This is a genomic window from Labilibaculum manganireducens (genome assembly GCF_002843385.1).
Classification (GTDB): domain Bacteria; phylum Bacteroidota; class Bacteroidia; order Bacteroidales; family Marinifilaceae; genus Labilibaculum; species Labilibaculum manganireducens.
This window is the reverse complement of sequence record NZ_MVDE01000002.1, coordinates 84,954-106,126: the sequence shown is the minus strand read 5'-3', so window position 1 is coordinate 106,126 and position 21,173 is coordinate 84,954. Positions and strand designations below refer to the sequence as shown.

General features: G+C 36.7%; 21 protein-coding genes. 13 read left to right on the top strand and 8 right to left on the bottom strand.

Translation table 11 applies throughout. From position 1 onward, the window contains the following. Positions 1–190 precede the first annotated feature (190 nt). From BZG01_RS01825 to BZG01_RS01815, 3 genes are all read right to left on the bottom strand, one after another. The gene (locus BZG01_RS01825) at positions 191–376 is read right to left on the bottom strand and encodes a hypothetical protein (protein WP_101308121.1); all 186 of its coding nucleotides are present in this window, start codon (positions 374–376) and stop codon (positions 191–193) included. A 98-nt stretch (positions 377–474) separates the two neighbouring features. After that, positions 475–1,503: a PGAP1-like alpha/beta domain-containing protein gene (locus tag BZG01_RS01820; RefSeq protein ID WP_101308120.1), complete on the bottom strand. Its 1,029-nt coding sequence runs from the start codon at positions 1,501–1,503 to the stop codon at positions 475–477. Positions 1,504–1,542: 39 nt separating this feature from the next. Further along, a complete protein-coding gene (locus tag BZG01_RS01815; RefSeq protein WP_101308119.1) occupies positions 1,543–2,607 on the bottom strand; it encodes a putative type IX sorting system protein PorV2 in 1,065 nt (354 codons plus the stop codon). 126 nt (positions 2,608–2,733) lie between these two features. Between BZG01_RS01815 and BZG01_RS01810 the strand changes: the two genes are divergently transcribed. Further along, positions 2,734–3,489, top strand: coding sequence for a CDP-alcohol phosphatidyltransferase family protein (locus BZG01_RS01810; RefSeq protein ID WP_101308118.1), 756 nt, complete (start codon positions 2,734–2,736; stop codon positions 3,487–3,489). Positions 3,490–3,571: 82 nt separating this feature from the next. Here the strand turns inward: BZG01_RS01810 and BZG01_RS01805 are convergent, their stop codons facing one another. From BZG01_RS01805 to BZG01_RS01790, 4 genes are all read right to left on the bottom strand, one after another. Continuing rightward, on the bottom strand, positions 3,572–4,663 hold the full coding sequence (locus BZG01_RS01805) for a chorismate mutase (protein ID WP_218972980.1): 1,092 nt from the start codon (positions 4,661–4,663) through the stop codon (positions 3,572–3,574). A 257-nt stretch (positions 4,664–4,920) separates the two neighbouring features. Next, positions 4,921–6,054, bottom strand: coding sequence for a cytochrome d ubiquinol oxidase subunit II (cydB, locus tag BZG01_RS01800; protein WP_101308117.1), 1,134 nt, complete (start codon positions 6,052–6,054; stop codon positions 4,921–4,923). Positions 6,055–6,056: 2 nt separating this feature from the next. Continuing rightward, a complete protein-coding gene (locus BZG01_RS01795; RefSeq protein WP_101308116.1) occupies positions 6,057–7,613 on the bottom strand; it encodes a cytochrome ubiquinol oxidase subunit I in 1,557 nt (518 codons plus the stop codon). After that, the gene (locus BZG01_RS01790) at positions 7,610–7,861 is read right to left on the bottom strand and encodes a DUF4492 domain-containing protein (RefSeq protein ID WP_101308115.1); all 252 of its coding nucleotides are present in this window, start codon (positions 7,859–7,861) and stop codon (positions 7,610–7,612) included. Before BZG01_RS01790 ends, BZG01_RS01795 begins: the two co-directional genes overlap by 4 nt. Positions 7,862–8,488: 627 nt before the next feature. Here BZG01_RS01790 and BZG01_RS01785 point away from each other — a divergent pair. The 3 genes from BZG01_RS01785 to BZG01_RS01775 all read left to right on the top strand — a co-directional run bounded on the left by BZG01_RS01785 (position 8,489) and on the right by BZG01_RS01775 (position 11,878). Then, positions 8,489–9,424 carry a 4Fe-4S dicluster domain-containing protein gene (locus BZG01_RS01785; protein WP_101308114.1) on the top strand — a complete coding sequence of 312 codons (936 nt, stop codon included), beginning with the start codon at positions 8,489–8,491 and terminating at the stop codon, positions 9,422–9,424. Between the two features lie 179 nt (positions 9,425–9,603). Beyond that, positions 9,604–10,944 carry an NrfD/PsrC family molybdoenzyme membrane anchor subunit gene (nrfD, locus tag BZG01_RS01780; protein ID WP_101308113.1) on the top strand — a complete coding sequence of 447 codons (1,341 nt, stop codon included), beginning with the start codon at positions 9,604–9,606 and terminating at the stop codon, positions 10,942–10,944. Between the two features lie 13 nt (positions 10,945–10,957). Next, complete coding sequence (locus BZG01_RS01775; protein WP_180327172.1) at positions 10,958–11,878, top strand: c-type cytochrome; 921 nt, start codon at positions 10,958–10,960, stop codon at positions 11,876–11,878. 3 nt (positions 11,879–11,881) lie between these two features. Here the strand turns inward: BZG01_RS01775 and BZG01_RS21950 are convergent, their stop codons facing one another. Then, entirely contained in the window at positions 11,882–12,013 is a 132-nt protein-coding gene (locus BZG01_RS21950) for a hypothetical protein (protein WP_262885054.1), read from the bottom strand. A 41-nt stretch (positions 12,014–12,054) separates the two neighbouring features. Between BZG01_RS21950 and BZG01_RS01770 the strand changes: the two genes are divergently transcribed. From BZG01_RS01770 to BZG01_RS01730, 9 genes are all read left to right on the top strand, one after another. Beyond that, positions 12,055–14,526: a heavy metal translocating P-type ATPase gene (locus BZG01_RS01770; RefSeq protein ID WP_101308111.1), complete on the top strand. Its 2,472-nt coding sequence runs from the start codon at positions 12,055–12,057 to the stop codon at positions 14,524–14,526. A 7-nt stretch (positions 14,527–14,533) separates the two neighbouring features. Next, positions 14,534–14,743 carry a cbb3-type cytochrome oxidase assembly protein CcoS gene (gene ccoS, locus BZG01_RS01765; protein ID WP_101308110.1) on the top strand — a complete coding sequence of 70 codons (210 nt, stop codon included), beginning with the start codon at positions 14,534–14,536 and terminating at the stop codon, positions 14,741–14,743. 4 nt (positions 14,744–14,747) lie between these two features. Then, positions 14,748–16,877: a cytochrome-c oxidase, cbb3-type subunit I gene (gene ccoN / locus BZG01_RS01760; RefSeq protein ID WP_101308109.1), complete on the top strand. Its 2,130-nt coding sequence runs from the start codon at positions 14,748–14,750 to the stop codon at positions 16,875–16,877. Positions 16,878–17,078: 201 nt separating this feature from the next. Next, positions 17,079–17,279, top strand: coding sequence for a cbb3-type cytochrome oxidase subunit 3 (locus BZG01_RS01755; RefSeq protein ID WP_101308108.1), 201 nt, complete (start codon positions 17,079–17,081; stop codon positions 17,277–17,279). A 23-nt stretch (positions 17,280–17,302) separates the two neighbouring features. Next, a complete protein-coding gene (locus tag BZG01_RS01750) occupies positions 17,303–17,869 on the top strand; it encodes a cbb3-type cytochrome c oxidase N-terminal domain-containing protein (RefSeq protein WP_101308107.1) in 567 nt (188 codons plus the stop codon). An 87-nt stretch (positions 17,870–17,956) separates the two neighbouring features. After that, positions 17,957–19,354 (top strand): cytochrome c oxidase accessory protein CcoG, encoded by a 1,398-nt coding sequence (gene ccoG / locus BZG01_RS01745; protein WP_101308106.1) that lies wholly within the window; start codon positions 17,957–17,959, stop codon positions 19,352–19,354. Positions 19,355–19,399: 45 nt separating this feature from the next. After that, the gene (locus BZG01_RS01740) at positions 19,400–19,837 is read left to right on the top strand and encodes a FixH family protein (protein WP_180327171.1); all 438 of its coding nucleotides are present in this window, start codon (positions 19,400–19,402) and stop codon (positions 19,835–19,837) included. Positions 19,838–19,907: 70 nt separating this feature from the next. Next, positions 19,908–20,282, top strand: coding sequence for a GxxExxY protein (locus BZG01_RS01735; protein ID WP_101308104.1), 375 nt, complete (start codon positions 19,908–19,910; stop codon positions 20,280–20,282). A 60-nt stretch (positions 20,283–20,342) separates the two neighbouring features. Continuing rightward, on the top strand, positions 20,343–21,074 hold the full coding sequence (locus BZG01_RS01730; protein WP_101308103.1) for a sulfite exporter TauE/SafE family protein: 732 nt from the start codon (positions 20,343–20,345) through the stop codon (positions 21,072–21,074). Positions 21,075–21,173: the final 99 nt, after the last annotated feature.

The window sequence follows — 21,173 nt, the reverse complement described above, 5'->3', positions numbered from 1 at the left end:
CAAACCCCAAAGAATAAAATTCTTTGGGGTTATTATTTTTTCCTTCGTATGTTATTTCCATATCCCAAGGGGAAAATTTAATGTACTACATTAGCAACAATACTAGACAGCCAGACAATCAAAACTGACAAAACCAAAATAAAGAGTAATTCTTGAAATTGCATAACATAGGGTGTTCTTTTAACACAGGTTATGCTGAATTCCCGCAAACAACATATGGAATTCCAACACTTACATTTTCATTTCCTTGGTCTACATTCAGATTCCCAAAAGAAACATTTACGATCCCTTTATCAACATTCAAATTCCCGGAAGCAACATTGGAAGTGTTTTGACTTACATTTTCGCTCCCGAAGACTACAATCACATTCCCCACAGCTGCAATTCTTACTCATTCATGCAAAATTGACAGTGTGCGTTGCATGTTAGGTCAGGTAAAATCAACATCATATAATGTAGTCAGTAAAATTTTTCTTATCTCTTTCTGCGAAACCACGATCGAACTTTCCTTTTCTGAATAGAAAATTTCAGTTTGGTTATTTTAAAGTATTTATTTGTTCTTCCAACTAATTTTTCTTTGAATGTTAAGCGTTCGGAGAGAATGAACCCATTCAGTATTTTGGAAAATTCGGGCGTACGCAAATAACCATAGGATTTATGAGGATTAGCGACACCATTTATTTCATAGTTGTTTACAACTAAAAAATCGACAGGTTTTACGCCAAATTTATTCTCAGAAAAATCATCAGCCAATTCATAGTTTAAAGCTACTTTATCCAAAATATCAGAAAAGTTGTACCAATTGTTCTTAACACCTTCAGGTGTAATCATGAAACTTTGTCCGTTTAATTTTTGCCTTTGTTCTGCGGCAATTTTACTAACAACTATTGGCAAACCCAGAGGAGAACCAATGGAAATTAAAGTATGAATCTTAATTTGATCAGCTAAAAAAGTCAGAACATCAAAAGCCACTATCGATCCCATTGAATGAGCGATCAACATGATATTATCCTTCTGATATTTTTCGAGTACTTTTAATAATCTCTCTCTTATCAGATCTTTTATTTTGGTGGTGGATGCTGCTTCTACAGTAGTTTCCTCTTTGTAGTAAGTCTCCAGATCTGTAAAGTAATTACTTAAAATACTGTCCGTTATAAAAGAATAATTTAAAGAGAAGTCTTCGTTTAGGAAAATCCGGTTTAGTTGCCGGTTCAAAAATCCAATGATCTTTTTTCTTGTATCATGATTTTCGGGCAAGAGCTCTTTGCTTGGTTTTGCATAAATTTCATCCAGGTAATAAGGACTTTCTTTATCTTTTTCGAACTGATTTAACGGTTTATCGTGCAGAATATCGGCCCAATAAACCATTTCATGTTTTGGTAAATCAGTTTTGTAATTGTTGTTTTTTAAGCCTTCAATCATGGCTCGTTCCCACCAACGTTCCAATAAGTCCTTAGGTGGTTTATTGCCTAAACCATGAATTTGGATAATAACATTTGCCATGCGTTATTGTAATTCTATTAAAATGATTGTAAGTCTTATCTAATCAAAAGCATAAGACAAGGAAAATACGTTGGAATATTTAGCTATTGACTGATCTCCAATATCCGTTAAGGCATAATCCAATCTGAAATTTTTATAACGAATCCCCAAACCTAAATTGGGTTGAAAAGTCCACGACTTAGTTTGGTCAAAATCGGTTTCTTCCTGAAAATTACTTAGTCCGGCACGAAGAAATATAAACTGTTTGTAGGAAGCTTCCAAACCAAAGTGAGGATCGATACTGATTGGATCTCCCTGAATCAAAACATTTCTCTGTCCGTCGAAAGTCATATCCATATCGAGCTCCGTTAACAATGAAAATTTGTCTGAAATGGTAAATTCCCGGCTTACTGCAAGAATCAATCTTGGCAAAGTAATTTCCGTAGAATTCTCAGGTATTTCGTTGCCTGTTAGTTCAAACACTTTTTCAAGATCTCCGGTTTTAAACACCCATGCATTAAAAGTGCTTGTGGCATCTCTAAGAACAGCCCCCATTCGCCATTTCCCTTTTCGGTATGTTCCTGCAATATCAAATCCAAAGCCGTAAGCCGAAGCAAAATCACCAGTGTGCCGATAAATTAATTTCAGATTTCCACCTATGCTCAATCCTTCTATTTCTGTTTTTCGGGAATATGAAAAAAGAAATGCATAATCGGCTGCCGAGAAGGTCGTTACCAAATCGTAGCGGATGTTTCCATCTTTGTCAATTAATTCCAGTGTATTCGGAATATCATCAACCCCGTAACGCAGCAAACTTAAACCAACCGCACTTTTCTCATTTATTTTCATGCCAAAACCCAAATAATCGTATGCTGATAAGCCTCCGAAATATTCGGCATGCATCGCCGAAACATCAAACTTTGTTCTTAACTCCACTAAATTAGCAGGATTCCAATAAGACGATTCAACATCATTTTGAGAAGCAATGGTGGCATTTCCCATTCCAAAAGATCTTGCACCTACTCCAATAGACAGAAATTCATTACTATATGTTGGAGCTGAAGTCTGTCCGAATGCAAGCTCAGCAAGACATAAGCAAATAAAAAATGCAATAATTCTGGACATATAGTTAATTTTCATTGACAGGTAAAAATACTATGCTTTTTTTAAACTTATGCATCGAAGCAAAAGAAATCATAAGTTTCGAAAAAATCCATTATTTTTGTGGCGTACCATACAAAATCAAAATTCATGTCAGAAGCAAAAGGGATTATCAAACACATTCCAAATTCAATTACTTGTTTAAACTTACTATCAGGATGCACTGCGAGCCTTATGGCGATGGAAGGCTATTTAGTAAATGCCGCTTTTCTGATTCTTTTAGCTGCTGTATTCGACTTTTTTGACGGCTTAGCGGCCCGAGTGCTTAAAGCTTATTCTCCTATGGGCAAGGAACTAGACTCACTTGCCGACATGGTTAGTTTTGGTTTTGCTCCGGGGGTTATTGCTTTGGCTTATTTAAAAAATGCTGTTTTAGGCAGTCCTTCTGCCGATTTTGTGCCCGCAGAATTAAGTTATCCGCAAATTGCTCTCTTGTTATCGGCATTTATTATCCCAATATTTTCAGCCCTGCGATTGGCTAAATTTAATATTGACACCCGGCAAACTTCCTCATTTATTGGTGTACCAACTCCGGCAAATGCAATGTTTTGGGCCTCGCTTCCATTGGTGCTATTCTATGGAAATTATCCATTAATTGAGGAATGGCTTTCAAACGAATTCGTTATTATCGGAGCTATCCTTATAACATCATTTTTATTGGTAACAGAAATCCCAATGTTTGCCCTTAAAGTAAAAAGCTTAGCCTGGAAAGAAAATAAAATCCGCTACCTATTTCTGATTACCTTACTTGTTCTTGCTATTCTTTTAAAATCGCTGGTGATTCCAATGATTCTGTTTGTTTACATTATCTTCTCGTTGATTAACAACCTGATCAGTAAAAAATAAACAACTGCTTTTGGCAGTTATAAGGTAAAAAGAAGAGGGTGTTCAAAAATGGATGCCCTCTTTTCTTATTTTTTGATTGGTACTATTTTCGATTCATTACCTCATTCTGTTTCAAAATGGCTTCCTTATGAATCATTCGCAGTAGTTGCGCAACGAATGGCTCAGATAAACCTAAGGATTTCCCCAATTCAATTCCTTTTTCACGCACCTTTTCCCATCGTTGAAGCTGAAGAATTGTCATATTCTTCTCTGCCTTGTATTTCCCAATCCCCTCAACAATATTCATTCGCTGGGCAAGTAATTCTATCAACTGCGAATCCACCGAATCTATTTGATCGCGGTACTTTTCAAGCCGGTTCTCTTCAATATCTTCAACAGAAGGCAATCGGCAAATCAACTTTCTTAAAACTTGATTTAAATCTGAAGGAGTTAATTGTCGCTCCTGATCACTTATCCCTTCAGCTGCATTAAAATGGCTTTCAAACATCAATCCATCCATATTCAGATCCATTGCCTTTTGTGCCATTTCCTGCACATATTTATTTGCTCCGGCGATATGACTAGGATCGCAGATAATAGGAAGGTTATGAAATCGTGATTTTAATTCGATAGGAATTTCCCATTTTGGAATATTATGAAGCCTCGTTTTCTCGAAAGGGTAAAATCCTCTGTGAATTGCAGCCAATCTGGAAATACCAGCTTTATTAATGGTTTCCAAAGCTTCAATCCATAAATTAATATCAGGGTTTATTGGATTCTTTACCATAACAGGAACACTCATTCCTTGAAGAGCACTGGCCAGTTCCTGAACGGAAAATGGGTTGGATGTAGTTCTGGCGCCAATCCATAATATATCAACATTGTGCCTTAAACACATTTCCACATGCTTTGGCGATGCAACCTCCACCATAGTAAGCAAACCAGTTTCGAGCTTAACCTGATTCAGCCATTGCAGAATATCCAAACCACGGTCACCAAAAGACTTTGCAGTTGTCTGTGGTTTCCATGCTCCGGCCTTAAAAATCTTTACCTGTTCTACTTTTTTTAATTCTCTGGCAGTACTCAATAATTGTTCCTCCGACTCTACTATCGAAGGACCACTTATCACTATTGGTCTTGTATCCAACTTCTTAAACCAAGTATTCATTGGTTTACAATTCTCCAATCCGCTCATATCTTCATTTTAAGACTGTCTAATACCAAAACTGATATTAGTCACACAAAAATACACTTTTAAATGACATCGGGAAATGTGCGCAATTAGAATTGGCATCCTAAAACAGGATGCCAATCAAATAATTATTATTCTTTTTCTATTTGAGTTTTCAATTTCTTAAGTGCAAACCGAATGGTTTTGTAACAAATAAAAATCAAAAGTGGCCAGGTTAACAGCCATATTATAGATGATGTGTACATGTCTTACGATTTAAATTAATACAAATGATCTTCCGAACTGATTTCCTGAGCATCAATCTTTTTACTATTCATAGCTCGCCATGCCCAAACAATATAGGCAATTACAAAAGGAACCATCAAAGAAACATAACTCATCGCTGTTAATGTATAGTGCGACGATGATGCATTCTGAATGGTTAATGATGATTGCAAATCAGCCAAAGAAGGATAAAATGAAGTGTTATTTAATCCTGCCAAAAGAAATAAGGAGAAAACTACAAAAACTGTTCCTCCGCCGGCAAACCAGATTCCTTTTGTGTATTTTTCAAGCAAATAAGATTTTGCCAATCCAAACAATACTCCTACTACACCTGCTAAAAATAAAACGGCCACAACAGGCATAGCGATAAGATTATGAAGATATTTAAAGGACTCCATACTTACGATACTTGTTTGTGGATCGACAGCAAATCCATTTATTATCAACAAACGAACAGCGAAAAACAGAAAAAATACCAGGAATGGAATTCCTGAAACCAGCAATTGCTTTTTTGACCGGGCAAATATTTGATCATTTTCTATACTGTTCATAAAATAAAGACTTCCCAATACTCTTGCCAGAAAAAAGACTGTTAATCCCAAGGCTACATTGTGTAAATTAAGTACTGCCTCCAATCCACCGTAAGGTGTTGCCCATTTGGATTGATTGAAATCATTAACTGTAAACTCCGCTCCATTAAAAAAGGTTCCAACGGCTGTTCCAATAAGTATGGTTCCCAATAATCCGTTAATAAACAAGAAAGCCTCGAAAGTTTTAGCTCCCCAAACATTATTGGGTTTACTTCTAAATTCGTAAGCTACGGCCTGAATGATAAAACAAAAAAGAATTGCCATCCAAACCCAATAGGCACCTCCAAACGAGGTAGAATAAAACAGAGGAAAAGATGCAAACATGGCACCACCAAAAGTTACCAAGGTTGTGAAAGTGAATTCCCATTTCCTACCCAGTGCATTAACTACCATGGTTCTTTCCAATTCTGATTTTCCTATTCGATAGATTAGCGTCTGTCCTCCCTGAACAAACATCAGAAATACCAGCAAACTACCTAGTAATGAATCAATAATCCACCAATACTGCTGCAATGCTAAATGCGATAAATTTTCAAACATGATTAGTTTCCTCCGTGATTAGGTCCGATTTTAATTTGCTTTAACATGATTTTGATTTCTGCAATCAATAGTCCGGTAAATACAAGCAAGAAAAGGAAGAATGTAATTATTACAGACATACTATCAATACTTGAAACTGCGGCCATTGTAGGCATCAAATCCTGAATCACCCATGGCTGGCGTCCCATCTCGGCCAGAATCCACCCACACTCAGAAGCTAAATATGCCAGCGGAATACTCCAAATCGCCATACGTAAAAACCATTTTTTATTAACTACGTTTCCTTTATAGATATATACCAAACACAATACAAACAACAAAATAAAATACATTCCCAGTCCAACCATAATATGGAAACTGTAAAAGGATATTGAAACCGGAGGAACCACTTCATACGGATCAGAAAAATAACCGTACCCAAAATATTTAAAATTAGCTTTCAGCTCTTTTTCAGCTTCGTTTGCACCAACTGTATCATCAATTTTCTTCGCCGCTTTATACGCTTTTAACGCGGCAATGGCTTTGCGCCCCATTTCCATCTTTTCAGTTACAGGCGGATGAACTTCACCATCGTTATCGGTATATCCTTTAATGATATCATTCACTCCGGGAACAAAAGCATTTCCATCCAGATAAGCCATATAAGAAAGCATGTTTGGAATTTCAATTTTAAAATTAAAATCCTTCATATTTTCATTGGTTCCATCTCCTTCACTTGTTGACATAATTCCCAATGCAACCAAACCAGCTCCTTTCGATCCATTATACAAACCCTCAAAAGCAGCAAATTTCATTGGTTGATCGCGAACAATTTCTCTCGCCGAATTATCGCCGGTCATAACCGTAAATAAAGAGGTAAGCAATCCAAAAACAGCAGCCACAACAATACTTCTTTTTGCAAAAACCACATTCGTTTTTTTCAAAATATACCAGGCACTTACACCTATCACGAAAACTGACGCAAGAATATAAGCTGAAGAAATTGTATGCAAAAATTTATTAACCGCGGTTGGTGAAAACAGGACATCCCAAAAGTTATCCATTTCGTTGCGTGCCGTGTCCGGATTAAATTTCATCCCAACAGGATTCTGCATCCAGCCATTGGCAACTAAAATCCACAAAGCAGACAGATTGGAACCAATTGCAACTAACCATGTAGAAATTAAATGAAACTTTTTACTTACTTTATTCCAGCCAAAAAACATCACTGCAATAAATGTAGATTCCATAAAAAAGGCCATAATTCCTTCTATAGCAAGAGGTGCTCCAAATATATCACCCACGAACCATGAATAATTCGACCAATTGGTACCAAACTCAAATTCAAGAATAATTCCTGTTGCAACACCAATCGCAAAATTAATTCCAAAAAGAGTCATCCAAAACTTGGTAATCTTTTTCCATGCCGGATCATTGGTTTTCACATAAATGGTTTCCATGATAGCAATAATGAAAGCCATACCTAACGTTAAAGGGACAAAAATCCAGTGATACATCGCAGTAAGTGCAAACTGCGCCCTGGACCAATCCACTAAAGAAAGATCTAAATTTTCGATCATTTTATTGATTTTTTAGGATTAGTTAATTGATCAATCACATAATCACTACGCTCCTGATCGCTGTCATATTTTGTTTTTAAGAAATTTGGAAAGAATAACAACTTTAAAATAAAAAACATAACAAATAGCTTTATCAAAATAATAAGCCAAAGCTGACGACTCCATTTACTTTGATTTCGAAAACCTTCATAATAGAATTCCCAAATAGTTTTTGGCAATTTCACTAATCTGTTGAGGACATTATTCATTGTAATAAGAACTAATGTATTTTATTCTTTGATATTTATTTTGAAATAATAAAAGACTAAGACCTCTTATACTGTTTATCAAAATATCTTACAAAGGTAAGCTTATTTGAGAGCCATTAACTAAATTGTTTATAGATAGATTTTATGTAGCCATATAGAAAATCAATAAATATTTAATTTACAATTAGTTGAAACACCAGCCACCAAACTAAACACCTTCAAACATACTGATTTTAAAGGTATCCGATAATTTACTGCCTCTTGTAATAAATTCCAGTGTTTTATCTCACAAAACATTAGAAACTTAAAAAGAAAGTGTTAAAATTCATATTATCAAGCCATTACACTTCAACAACTCAAAAGAATGATAAAAACACATTGAGATCTGTTTATTAGCTTCTCTATTTGACAGGTCATTACAAATGAAAATATTTATTTATATTTGAGTTAGTTCGTAATCGTTTGTAAAGCATAATACAATTAAACAAACATAGGACAAAAGCCCTGTTAATAAGGAATCTATCTCCTTATTTAGAATTGTTTTAAAAAGTATTTTCAGCTCTTATTTCAATTACTCCCATTTGATAAAATGGACGTACTTAAATAGAAAACTAACCTAATTGCATAATGAAAGAAGAAACATCAAACAACAGCAGACGAAAGTTCCTTAAAAGCGTTGGACTTACCGTTGGCGCAGCAGGTGTTGTTAGTGGATTTTCTCTTCTTGGTGCGGCTAAAGCTGCAGCACAAGAACCTGGAGAAACAGTAAATCTGTTAACACAAGATGGACAACTCGTTCAAGTTGATAAAAATCAATTGCGCCCAACAGTAACAGGACCACTTACCGAATTGCAAAAAAGAGGACGTGAAGGTATTGCCGGAAAGTCGTTTGTAATGGTTATTGATCTTAGTAAATGCAGAAATGCCCGAAAATGTATGGATGCATGTCAAAATCATCACCAATTAAGACCGGATCAACACCATATTAATGTTCTTCAAATGCAGGATGCTGAACATACGGCTCCTTATTTTATGCCCAAACCTTGTCAGCATTGCGACAATCCTCCGTGTACCAAAGTTTGTCCGGTAGATGCAACTTTCAAACGTCAGGATGGAATTGTACTAATAGATAATGAAAGATGTATTGGTTGTCGGTTTTGTATAGCAGCCTGTCCTTACTCTGCACGTATTTTCCAATGGACAGAACCTAAGGATGCAGAAAAATACAAAAATCTCACTTACAATATCGAAGCTAACGTTCCTCAAAAGAAAGGTACAGTAAGTAAATGTTTATTTAGTGCCGACAGACTTCGCGAAAACAAACTTCCTTCCTGCGTTTCTTCTTGTCCGAATGGCGTTTACTATTTTGGAGATCAAAATGAGGATGCTGTTACCAACGGTACAACTCACGAAACAGTTCGTTTTTCGAAGTTGATTGAAGAAAATGCAGGATATACATTAATGCCGGAATTAGGAACAAAACCCCGCGTTTATTACCTGCCTCCAAAAAACAGAGCTTTTGAGTTTAATGGTGATCTTTTAAACGAAGAAAATCTTCATTAAAGCATTGTTTCAATCATCAATAAAAAAATAATAAACAGATTTTATTTGCCCTAAATAATTTAGTCTTATGAAACGTCCATATATAAAGCTTTCTGCACACAAGAAAATGATTGTAAGGTAAGTTCTCCCGAAACAAGTTCGGGACAGGTTATATGGCAAAAACTTAAAATAATAAACATATGAATGACTTACAAGAACAGAAAGAAACGACTCTTTCGTTTGAGAAAATAAAAAAAGACATTCTTCGTCCGATGCAAAACCACAAAGGTCTGGAACTTTGGATTGCGTTTCTAATAACAGTAATAAGTGTTTGTGCTTGGGCCTACTACGTACAATTACGTGACGGATTGGGAGTTACCGGCATGCGCGATTACGTATCCTGGGGACTGTACATTGCCAACTTTGTATTTTTTGTTGCCGTGAGTTTAGTTGGAATGCTTATTTCGTCGATTCTGGGTTTGCTCCGAATCGATTGGATAACACCAATATCGAGAATTGCTGAGATAATAGCAGTTGCCTTTGTTGCCGTTGCCGGTCTGGTAATTATTATGGATATGGGGCGTCCCGACAGAGTAGTTAATGTGCTTATCCATGGTCGTTTTCAATCTCCAATTCTTTGGGATATAACCGTAGTAACAACCTATCTGACAATAAGTCTTCTGTTACTGATTTTACCAATGATTCCAGATTTGGCGATCTGCAAAAATGAATTAAAGAAAGCTTCTCCTATTCTGAAAAAGCTGTACAATATCCTATCATTTGGTTACATCAATACTCCCAGTCAATACAAGCACTTACACAAAATGATCCGGACATTAATGGTTCTTATTGTTCCGGTAGGTTTGGCAATTCATACCGTCACCTCGTGGTTGTTTGCTGCAACCTTGCGAAATGGTTGGGATACTACAATTTTTGGTCCCTACTTCGTTGCAGGAGCATTTGTAGCAGGTTCGGCAGGATTAATCGTAGCTATGTATTTTTTTCGCGTTAGTTATAAACTGAAGGATTACATTACCGACGTCCAGTTCGATAAAATGGGAAAACTGATGGTGGCTGTATGTTTGGTATATTTATATTTCAATTTAAATGAGTTCTTGGTTCCCGGGTACAAAATGAAAACCGGAGATGATATTCATTTAACGGAATTATTCGCCGGCCATTGGGCAATCATGTTCTGGTCGTCTCAATTGTTGGGTAATGTGATTCCAATTATGCTATTGGTTACCAAAAAATTCAGAAAGCCTTTTCCTATCATGATTATTTCATTATTTATTTTAGCAGGAGCCTGGATCAAAAGATATGTAATTGTTATCCCAACATTACTTCATCCTCATTTACCCATTCAGAATGTACCACAAAACTTTGTACACTACTATCCTAGTGCGATAGAAATTTCTGTAACCGTTTTAAGTTTTGCTTTAGCACTCTTAATCATCACCGTTTTATCAAAAATATTCCCGGTAGTTCCCATATGTGAAATTGCCGAACAAAAAGGAATCGAAGTGAAAATTGAAGCTTAAAAACATGCAAACAATGAAAAATGCTATCAAAATAATTGCCAGTTTGTTTCTACTTTTTGTATTCACCGCCTCTGTTGTAAATGCCCAAAAATGGCAGGCACCAGTATCGTCGAAAAAGAAACAAAATCCTTACGAGGCCAGCACAAGAAATATTAGTTCTGGTAAAAAGATTTACAATATTAATTGCAAGTCCTGTCATGGTGATGCTGCCATGGGAAACATGCTGCCTCTTCAACCAGTTGCTCCTTCCGATCTAGGATCGCAGGCATTTTTAATCCAAACAGATGGAGAAATCTATTACAAGGTTAACAAAGGCAATGGCGCAATGCCCACTTTCGAAAAAACTTTAAGTGACGAGGACAAATGGATGGTTATTACCTATCTGCGCTCTTTCGATCAGAATAAAAAGGAAAGCAAGAAAATTGCAGAGGTGAAAAATCCTGAAGTAACTGATGTGAAACTTCTTTTAGACATCAATAATGAGAACAAAAGAATATTAGCTAACCTAACAGGTGTTACTGCAAAAGGTGATCGTGTTGCCTTGCAAGGCATTGAACTAAGCGTTAAGGTGAAAAGAAACTTTGGCTATTTAGATATTTCGGGCGACGATGCATACACAAACGAAAAAGGGGAAGTCAGTGTTCAATTTCCGGAAGATTTACCCGGCGATCGTGAAGGACATGTGAATCTTTTAGCCAAAGTAACCGATGATGCCTACTATGGAGAAGTAATTGTTGATAGAATTGCCAGCCTTGGTATACCGACCAACCCGGTAAATCCTTTGGATGAAAGAGCTATGTGGGGAACCCGGGCAAATGCTCCGATATGGATTATTTTCAGCTATGTTGGTGGAGTCATCTGCATTTGGGGAGTTATCTTTCTGATACTATTTCAACTAATTCAACTACCTAAACTCGCAAAAAACAAAGAATAAAAACTACTCGGAATCATTCTCTTTCTTCTTTTTTGATGGTGCACCTAATTTATACAAAAGGTATCCCATCCCCACTAAAAAGTGAAGAGCTGTAATTCCAGCTATAATGTAAACAAGAGTTGAATCAGATTTCATATCAAATAATCTAAGACTGTAAGGTCTGCAAGTTGGTGAAAATGCAGGAAGAATCAAAAAAACACATTTGTGTACACTGTGGCGACGACTGTGGTTCACATCCCGTAATTTGGGATGAGAAGCCATTTTGCTGCAATGGTTGTTCTACTGTATATCAGATTTTGCACGAAAATGAACTTTGTACCTACTACGATTTTGAATCAAACCCTGGAATTAAAATTGAAGCCGGAAAATACAAAGAGAAATTTGCTTTTTTAGATGACAACGAAATTGCAGAGCAACTTTATGAATTCGCAGAAGGAAATATCAGAAAAATAACTCTTTATATCCCAAGCATACATTGTAGTTCTTGTATTTGGCTGTTGGAACATCTCAATATTTTAAATCAGGGAGTTATTAAGTCGATGGTCAATTTCGTTAAGAAAGAAGTGGCCATTACATTTAATTCCGATGAAATATCAATTAGAGAATTGGCTGAATTACTTTCTTCCATTCATTATATTCCTGAGATTACTCTTGATAAATTACAATTAAAACAAAATGAAGAAGTAAACAAAAGTCTTCTTTACAAAATCGGTATTGCCGGATTTTGTTTTGGAAACATCATGCTTTTAAGCTTGCCCGAATACGTTCCGGGTCATGAGTATTTGGAAACTCATTTCAAAGAATTTTTTGGGATGATGAATTTCTTCCTTGTTTTACCTGTTTTCTTTTACAGCGGAAGTGATTATCTGCTATCTGCCGGAAAGGCAATAAAACACAAATTTATTAATATTGATGTTCCTATTTCGATGGGAATACTGATGCTCTTTATTCAAAGTAGTATTGAGATTTTCAGCGGTTCGGGAGCTGGTTATATGGATTCCCTTACCGGATTAATTTTCTTTCTCTTAATAGGAAAGTGGTATCAAAACAGAACATATCAGGCACTCTCGTTCGAACGGGATTATCGATCTTACTTTCCGGTTGCGGTAAGTAAATTGGAAAACGGAATTGAGATAAGTACTCCTATCGAAAAACTGGAAAAAGGCGACATCATATTAATCCGTAATCAGGAATTGATTCCTGCCGATGGTATTTTAATGAAGGGAGAAGCCCAAATTGATTACAGCTTTGTAACCGGTGAATCGAAACCTGTATTTAAAGAAAGCGGCGACGCCGTTTTTGCAGGGGGAAAACAAATGGGAAGCGCCATTGAACTGACAATCGAAAAAGATGTAATTCAAAGTCGTTTGACCCAATTGTGGAATCAATTTGAAGGTGAGGATTCTTCAAATACCAAACTAAACTCATTAATCGATCAGATCAGCAAATATTTCACCATTGTAATTATTGCAATTGGACTGTTTGCAGGAATCTACTGGCTGATAAATGATTCAGGCAAAGCTGTTTTTGCCTTTACTTCGGTTCTGATTGTTGCCTGTCCGTGCGCACTGGCTCTCTCCGCTCCTTTCGCTATGGGAAACACCATGCGATTGATGGGCAGAATGGGAATCTATCTAAAAAGCTCGGCAGTGGTCGAAAAATTGAATTCAATCACCACCATCGTTTTTGACAAAACAGGAACGATAACACAAGCCGATGAGGTAAAGGTTAAATTTCATGGAGATGCATTAAGTGATGATGACAAAATCGCAGTAAAATCATTAACCAGACATTCTACTCATGTTCTAAGTTCTACTTTGTACGAATTTTACAAAAGTATTCCGCCCGAAACGGTTGCTGACTATACTGAATTGCCATCAATGGGAATTTCGGGTACAATTAATGGCCGGAAAATTAAGTTGGGCTCTGCAAAATTTATTCGGGAAGGAAAAACAGAAACCAGTTCTTTAAACACTGAAGTTTACCTTTCGGCAGATGGAAAAATAAAGGGACATTTCTCTTTGAGTAATCAATACAGAACCGGTTTGTCAGAATTAATAAACGAACTGGCTCCTAAATACGATCTGCACATTTTATCGGGTGATAATGATTCGGAAATGGAAAATCTGAAACAGATATTTCCAACAACATCAATTATCAGGTTCAATCAGTCGCCAAATGATAAATTGGAATACATCAATAATTTAAAAAAACAAAACAAGTGTGTGTTAATGATTGGTGATGGATTAAATGATGCCGGAGCATTAAAAACCAGCGATGTTGGTATTTCAATTGCCGATGACATTTACCATTTTTCGCCTGCATGCGATGCTATTTTGGAAGCTTCAAAATTTCAAGAGTTAAAGTACTTCCTAAAAATATCAGCAAAAAGTGTTTGGATAGTAAAACTAAGTTTCATACTCTCCTTTCTTTACAATTTATTTGGATTGTATTTCGCAGTACAAGGAATCTTATCGCCTATTGTTGCGGCTCTGCTAATGCCAATCAGTTCCATCTCGGTGGTGGCTTTTGCAACTTTTACAACCAATTACATTGCTAAATCGAAAGAGATAAATAATAAAACCAAATCGAATATTAAAGAAGCAAAAACATCTGTTTTTCTAAAAAAATCGGTTCAACTAAATTAAATAGTAAATGAGTGTATTGTTCGTTTTGATAGGTGTTAGCATGCTTGTAGCAGGAGGATTTCTTGTCGGATTCCTTTGGGCTGTAAAGAAAGGACAATATGATGATTCTTATTCCCCATCTGTTCGAATTTTATTCGACGATCAGGAAAATGAAGCGCAAAAAGAAGAAAAAAAACAAATAGAAAAGGATACAACTAAGAAAAACCATAAATCTTAATTTAATGGAAACACAACATTTTTCGTACGATAACAAAATCGTGAAATTTTTCGCCTACGCAACCATTCTTTGGGGAGTAGTTGGAATGCTGGTAGGGCTTTTGGCAGCACTGCAATTGGCATTCCCGATTTTTAATTTCAATCTGGCTTATACCTCTTTTGGTAGAATTCGTCCGATTCACACCAATGCAGTAATTTTTGCATTTGTTGGGAATGGAATATTTACCGCAGTTTATTATTCACTTCAGCGCTTATTGAAAGCCAGAATGTTTAATGACAGACTTAGTTGGATCCATTTCTGGGGATGGCAGGCCATAATTGTTTCGGCGGCTGTCACCTTTGTTTTAGGAATCACTACCAGTAAAGAATATGCTGAGTTGGAATGGCCGATCGATATTGCCATTACTATTATTTGGGTTGTGTTTGGCTGGAACATGTTTGGTACCATTCTAAGAAGAAGAGCCGATCACCTTTATGTTGCCATATGGTTTTATATCGCAACTTTTGTAACAGTTGCCGTTCTTCATATAGGTAATTCAATCTCCCTGCCTTACAGCTGGATTCAGTCATATCCTGTTTATGCCGGTGTGCAGGATGCTTTGGTGCAGTGGTGGTATGGTCACAATGCAGTTGCATTTTTCCTGACTACACCCTATTTAGGTTTAATGTACTATTTCCTGCCCAAAGCAGCCAATCGTCCGGTGTATTCCTACCGACTTTCGATTATTCACTTCTGGGCATTGGTTTTTCTTTATATCTGGGCCGGACCTCATCACTTACTTTATACCTCGTTACCGGATTGGGCGCAATCTTTAGGTGTTGTTTTCTCAATCATGTTACTTGCTCCTTCGTGGGGAGGAATGTTTAACGGACTGCTTACACTTCGCGGTGCCTGGGATAAAGTTCGCGACAGTGCAACTCTAAAATTTATGGTGGTTGCTGTAACTTGTTACGGAATGTCGACCTTTGAAGGCCCGATGATGTCTCTTAAATGGGTAAATTCACTGACACACTATACCGACTGGACGATTGCTCACGTTCACATTGGAGCAATGGGCTGGAATGGCTTCCTTACTTTTGGAATGTTGTACTACTTGTTCCCAAAAATGTGGAATACCAAACTGTACTCTGAAAAATTAGCCAATGCACACTTCTGGGTTGGAACATTAGGAATGATTTTTTATGCGCTTCCATTGTATTGGGGTGCCATTGTTCAAACCCTAATGTGGAAAGAATTCACTCCGGACGGATTGTTGGCTTATCCTAATTTCTTAGAAACTGTCACTCAGATTCTGCCAATGTATCACGTCAGAGTTTTAGGAGGACTTCTTTACTTCTCCGGACTGTTCTTAATGGTTTATAATCTATTAAAAACTGCCGCATCCGGTAAATGCACAGACAATGAAGAAGCTTCGGCTCCTGCTATTGTTACCGACACAAAACGCAGCAATAGTGAAGGTTTACACCGTTGGCTGGAAAGAAAACCTGTTCAGTTTATGATTTTGGCTACAGTTGCGATCTTAATTGGTGGTGCTTTTGAAATTATCCCAACGTACCTGATCAAATCAAATATCCCGACCATCGAGAGTGTAAAACCTTATACTCCTCTTGAGTTGCAGGGTAGAGATATTTATATCCGTGAAGGCTGTAATACTTGTCACTCCCAAATGGTTCGTCCGTTCCGTTCAGAAACAGAACGATATGGTGAGTATTCAAAAGCAGGCGAATCGGTTTACGATCATCCGCACTTGTGGGGATCGAAACGTACTGGTCCGGATTTGGCCCGCGAAGGTGTTCCCGGTGGAAAAATGTACAAAACTAATGTTTGGCATTTTAACCATATGTTGGATCCGCAAAAAATGAATGCTCAATCCATTATGCCTAAATATCCCTGGCTGATAAAAGACGTATTGGATACTTCATCAACTCCGGCAAAAATTCGGGCGATGACCACTTTAGGTGTGCCATATGCTGAAGGATACGATCAAATTGCCAATGACGATTTGAAGAAACAAGCAGAAGAAATTGCTGCCGATCTTAAAAAATCGGGTATTGAAGTAGCTAGTGATAAAGAAATATTAGCTGTAATTGCGTATCTGCAACGCTTGGGCAGAGATATTTCGGTGCAAAAATAGATATCAGATATTAGGTGTGAGAAATGAGAAAAATACTTTTATAGTGATTTTACCTCACTTCTCAGATCACCTATCTAAAAAAAAATAAATGAAACGTCCATGTATAAAGCTTTCTACACACAGGGAAATGATTATAATGGTAAGTTCTCCCGAAACAAGTTCGGGACAGGCTATATGACAAAAACTTAAAATTATAAACACATGAAAATAGTTAGTCATTATTTACAAGGCATTGCTGATGTTGGTTTTTTCCCAAGCATCTCATTACTGATTTTCTTCCTGTTCTTCGCAGGAATGCTTTGGTGGACTTTCAAAAAAAGCAACAAAGAATTCTTTACGGAAATGGAAAGTTATGCTCTTGACGAGGATGGTGTAAATCCATCATCGGAAGCAAAAGAATAAACAGGCCCAAAAATCAAGATAAAATGGAGAAAAAAGATAAATTCTTAGAAGAAAACGAGCATCTGATCAGCGATCATGATTATGATGGGATTAGAGAATTAAACAACCCAATGCCAACTTGGTGGCGTTACTTGTTTTATATCACAATTGTTTTTGCCGCAGTATACATGTTTCGTTATCATGTTTTTGGTGATGATTTACAAATTGCAGAGTACAATAAGGAAATGGCTCTTGCCGAAGCAAATAAACCGAAAACTGCTTTTGACGAGAATGCTCTTGTTTTAATGACTGCGCCGGCAGATTTGGACAATGGAAAAGCCATCTACGACAAAAACTGCATTGCATGTCACGGAGCCTTGGGAGAAGGGAATGCAATTGGACCTAACCTTACCGATAAATATTGGTTGAATGGCGGCAGTCTTAAAGATGTTTATCAAATCATTAAAGTAGGAAAACCTATGAAGGGGATGTTAGCCTGGCAAAATCAATTGGCGCCTGAACAAATGCTGCAGGTTGCCAGTTATATAATGGGACTGCAGGGAACAAATCCTCCTAATGCAAAAGACGCTCAGGGTGAATTGGTTGAATAATATTTAAGCTTCAAGCTGTTAGTTACAAGTTTCAAGTAATTCAGCTTGAGACTTGAAGCTCGTAACTAATCCATAAACAAAACAACAATGGCTCCTAAAAATCCATACACAGGTTATCGTGACCAACTTGCGACTCTTAATGAGACAGGAAAACGCAGATGGGTATACGCACAAAAACCAAAAGGGAAATTATATAACTATCGGAATATTGTTAGCTATACCTTACTATTTTTGTTATTTGCCATTCCTTTTGTGAAGTTAAATGGTGAGCCATTTCTGATGTTGAATATTTTAGAGCGAAAATTCATTTTATTTGGTGTTCATTTTTGGCCCCAGGATTTTCATCTTTTCCTGTATTCCATGATTACTCTTTTTGTATTTGTGGTACTATTTACCGTTAGCTATGGTCGAATATGGTGTGGCTGGACCTGTCCGCAAACTGTTTTTTTAGAATTTATTTTCAGAAGAATTGAGTACTTAATTGAAGGAAATCCAAGCCAACAGCGCAAATTGGATTCCCAACCAATGAATTTCACTAAATTCTGGAAAAAGAGCTTGAAAATCATTCTTTTTTATGCAATATGCTTTTTAATCACCAATGCCTTTTTATCCTACATTATTGGAATTGACCAATTGCTGGAAATAATGAAAGCCCCAATATCCGAACATAGCGTTGGATTTACTGTGGCAGTTTTGTTCTCGGGCGTTATGTTCTTTGTTTTTACAAAATTGCGAGAGCAGGTATGCTCGATGATTTGCCCTTATGGGAGACTACAGGGTGTACTATTAGACTCCAATTCGATAGTTGTTGCTTACGATTACAAACGAGGCGAAGAAAGAGCTCCGCTGGAGGCTGGCGAAGATCGAAAAAAAGATGGCAAAGGAGATTGTATTGACTGTTATCAGTGTGTTGATGTTTGTCCTACCGGAATTGATGTGCGCGATGGGACTCAATTGGAATGCATCAACTGTACTGCATGCATAGATGAATGCAATTCTGTAATGGAGTGGATAGGAAAACCAAAAGGTTTAATTCGATTCGATTCTGAAAAAAATATCGCCGAAGGCAAAAAACAAAAATGGCCTGCCCGTAAAATTGCTTATACCATAGTTCTGTGCATTCTGCTGGGAATTGTTGCTGCTTTATTTGCTTCCAGAAGCGATTTGGAAGCCGTTATCCTGCGAACTCCAGGCTTAATGTATCAACCTCAGGAAGGCGGTATTAGTAATATGTACAGCTTTAAAGTTGTTAACAAAACGGTTGCCGAGGTTCCTATTCATTTTAAGATTATGAATCACGAAGGTGTTATTAGAGTAATTGGAGAAGAATTAAAAGCCAAAGCAAGTTCAATAAAAGAAGGTGTATTCTTCGCAATTTTACCACAAAAAGAAATTACAAGCGATAACATTCCAATTACCATTGGTGTGTATGCCGATAAACGATTAATAGAAGAAGTTAAACTAACTTTTGTAGGACCAAACTAAAGTAAAAGTAATAAGGATAAAGTAGAGAGGATCAAAATGAAAAAGATGAGTTGGGGGACAAAACTAGCAATAGGAGCTTCGATATATGTTATCGGGATTCTTACTTTTGTTGCATTTAGTACAACGCAAAAAATCAATTTAGTATCAAAAGATTACTATCCTAAAGAGGTGGAATATCAACAACAAATTGATAAATTAAATAATGCCAAAAAATTAAATGAGACGATCCTTATCTCGCAGGAAAATGGGAAATTACAATTACAGTTTCCGGCCAATATGCACGATCAGGTAAAAGGCGAAATCATATTTTATCGTCCTGCCGATTATGAATCAGATTTTAAAACTTCAATTGAGCTTGACGAAAACGGATTGCAGGAACTTAATACAGACCAACTTTTAAAAGGCATGTACACCGTCAAAATAGATTGGGAACACGGTGGCAAAGGATATTATAAAGAAGAGGCTGTTTACTTGAATAAATAAGTGTTTAACCACGAAGGTAATGAAGTCCTGCACGAAGTAACACCAAGAAAAAAATAAGATCTTAAAGTAAATGAAAGACTTAGAAATAGTTTACAAGAAAGTATTAGATTGTGCATTTAGGGTGCATACCGAACTCGGCCCAGGACTATTAGAGAGTGCTTATGAAGAATGCCTTTACTATGAACTTTCTCAAGAAGGACTCAAAGTTGAGAAACAAAAAGAACTACCTCTAATTTATAAAGAAATTAGATTAGAATCTGGCTACAGACTTGATCTATTAGTTGAAGATTCAGTAATAGTTGAGATTAAAGCAATAGAAACTTTAAACGATAAGCATCTGGCACAGATTTTAACCTACATGAAACTGTCAAAGTGTAAACTGGGTTTACTGGTTAACTTCAATGTCAAATCACTTAAATATGGCATTAAAAGAGTAATATTTTAAACCTTAGTGTCCTTTGTGAAAATACTTTGTGCACTTTGTGGTTAGATAAAAAAGAAAAACATGGTATATCTATCAGCATTAATACTTGGACTTATGGGCAGTTTTCACTGTGTGGGAATGTGTGGTCCTATTGCACTGGCAATTCCATTAAAAACAACTTCATGGCTGACAAGAATTTCGGGCGGTGTGATTTACAACATCGGACGTGCCCTTACCTATGCAATAATGGGAGCCATATTTGGTTTACTGGGAAGAGGTTTGGTTATGAGTGGATTTCAGCAATGGGTTTCTGTTATCATGGGTGTTATCATGATTCTATCCGTAATTACTCCTTCCATTTATAAGAATCGCTTTAACGCTGAAAAAGGGATATTCTCCTTTGTGGGAAAAGTAAAACTTTCCTTGGGAAAACTGTTCACTCAACGAAGTTATGGTTCTCTTTTTCTGATCGGATTATTAAATGGACTACTTCCGTGCGGATTGGTTTACGTTGCTATCGCAGCAGCAATTGCCACAGGATCATCTGTTGGCGGCGGACTTTTCATGTTCATTTTTGGTTTGGGAACTCTTCCCATGATGTTGGCGATTTCACTAATTGGTAATTTAATCACTCTTGAATTGAGAAAGAAAATTACCCGGTTGATTCCTTATGCCATTGTATTTATCGGTATTCTGTTCGTGCTTCGCGGATTGAGTTTAGGAATTCCTTTCCTAAGTCCACCCGAAAAAGCTATGCATGTTCCAACCGAACAAGTGGATGTAAGCAAACCAAAACCAGATTGCTGTCATTAAAAATTCACTTATTTGCTCAAAACTTTACTCAAATTACACACTAAAAACGAACTCTTCAGCTGATAACTTATTTTAATTGTTTCCAATCAGGATATCTTG

Coding starts and splice junctions, on each gene's coding strand:
- BZG01_RS01755 (WP_101308108.1), top strand. CDS start 17,079: ATGAAAATAGTTAGTCATTATTTACAAGGCATTGCTGATGTTGGTTTT.
- BZG01_RS01795 (WP_101308116.1), bottom strand. CDS start 7,613: ATGATCGAAAATTTAGATCTTTCTTTAGTGGATTGGTCCAGGGCGCAG.
- BZG01_RS01735 (WP_101308104.1), top strand. CDS start 19,908: ATGAAAGACTTAGAAATAGTTTACAAGAAAGTATTAGATTGTGCATTT.
- BZG01_RS01810 (WP_101308118.1), top strand. CDS start 2,734: ATGTCAGAAGCAAAAGGGATTATCAAACACATTCCAAATTCAATTACT.
- BZG01_RS01805 (WP_218972980.1), bottom strand. CDS start 4,663: ATGAGCGGATTGGAGAATTGTAAACCAATGAATACTTGGTTTAAGAAG.
- BZG01_RS01790 (WP_101308115.1), bottom strand. CDS start 7,861: ATGAATAATGTCCTCAACAGATTAGTGAAATTGCCAAAAACTATTTGG.
- cydB (WP_101308117.1), bottom strand. CDS start 6,054: ATGTTTGAAAATTTATCGCATTTAGCATTGCAGCAGTATTGGTGGATT.
- BZG01_RS01785 (WP_101308114.1), top strand. CDS start 8,489: ATGAAAGAAGAAACATCAAACAACAGCAGACGAAAGTTCCTTAAAAGC.
- ccoN (WP_101308109.1), top strand. CDS start 14,748: ATGGAAACACAACATTTTTCGTACGATAACAAAATCGTGAAATTTTTC.
- BZG01_RS01775 (WP_180327172.1), top strand. CDS start 10,958: ATGAAAAATGCTATCAAAATAATTGCCAGTTTGTTTCTACTTTTTGTA.
- BZG01_RS01750 (WP_101308107.1), top strand. CDS start 17,303: ATGGAGAAAAAAGATAAATTCTTAGAAGAAAACGAGCATCTGATCAGC.
- BZG01_RS01770 (WP_101308111.1), top strand. CDS start 12,055: ATGCAGGAAGAATCAAAAAAACACATTTGTGTACACTGTGGCGACGAC.
- ccoG (WP_101308106.1), top strand. CDS start 17,957: ATGGCTCCTAAAAATCCATACACAGGTTATCGTGACCAACTTGCGACT.
- BZG01_RS01740 (WP_180327171.1), top strand. CDS start 19,400: ATGAGTTGGGGGACAAAACTAGCAATAGGAGCTTCGATATATGTTATC.
- BZG01_RS01815 (WP_101308119.1), bottom strand. CDS start 2,607: ATGTCCAGAATTATTGCATTTTTTATTTGCTTATGTCTTGCTGAGCTT.
- BZG01_RS01730 (WP_101308103.1), top strand. CDS start 20,343: ATGGTATATCTATCAGCATTAATACTTGGACTTATGGGCAGTTTTCAC.
- BZG01_RS21950 (WP_262885054.1), bottom strand. CDS start 12,013: ATGAAATCTGATTCAACTCTTGTTTACATTATAGCTGGAATTACAGCT.
- nrfD (WP_101308113.1), top strand. CDS start 9,604: ATGAATGACTTACAAGAACAGAAAGAAACGACTCTTTCGTTTGAGAAA.
- ccoS (WP_101308110.1), top strand. CDS start 14,534: ATGAGTGTATTGTTCGTTTTGATAGGTGTTAGCATGCTTGTAGCAGGA.
- BZG01_RS01820 (WP_101308120.1), bottom strand. CDS start 1,503: ATGGCAAATGTTATTATCCAAATTCATGGTTTAGGCAATAAACCACCT.